Below are 580 nucleotides of genomic sequence, written 5' to 3' on the forward strand. Positions count from 1 at the left end.
TAGCGCAGCAGCAGATGCCGCAGGTCGCGGTCCTCGTCCATCGCCTCGCGCAGCGCGCCGGCGCTCAGGCGGAAGGCATCGCCGGGGGCCTGCACCATGGCCTCCAGGTCGTCGAACTCATCGGCGAGGACGACAGCCAGGCCAACCACCCCCTCGGTTCCGATAAGCCCGACCTCCATCGCATCTCCATCCTCCGTATAGGAGAGCATGGAGCACCACCCGCTTTCCGGGAAATAGACGTGCTCGATGGGCACCTCGACGTCGTGCATCACCTGGCGGAGCGGCATCTCCACCCGTTCCAGCTTCGGCCAGAGGCGGGCGAGGCTGTCCGGCGGCAGGGCGGCGAGCAGGCGGTTGCGGGGCGTGGTAGGGATTTGGGCAGAGCGGGCCATGATGGGCTCCTGCGACATGGCGTCGGTAAGAGCGCACGCGTCTCTCAGCCACCCGCGCCGGAAAACCTCAGCGGGCGATGGGCCGTACATAAAGGGCGAAGCTCGGCCTGTCTGTACGGTATCGCGCAGGCCCTTCAGGCCAGCACCGGCGGGAGGCGCCGGCCATGGCTGATGCCACTCAGCATCCA

The 580-nt window shown here is 67.9% G+C and carries 1 protein-coding gene; it reads right to left on the minus strand.

Annotation, left to right across the window (positions count from 1 at the left end; all coding sequences use genetic code 11):
* On the minus strand, window positions 1–392 hold a 392-nt coding region (locus tag CR165_RS24240; protein ID WP_146202051.1), incomplete at its 3' end, for a Crp/Fnr family transcriptional regulator.
* Window positions 393–580: the final 188 nt, after the last annotated feature.

Origin of the sequence: Teichococcus aestuarii (assembly GCF_003116135.1) — a bacterium.
Lineage (GTDB): Bacteria > Pseudomonadota > Alphaproteobacteria > Acetobacterales > Acetobacteraceae > Pseudoroseomonas > Pseudoroseomonas aestuarii.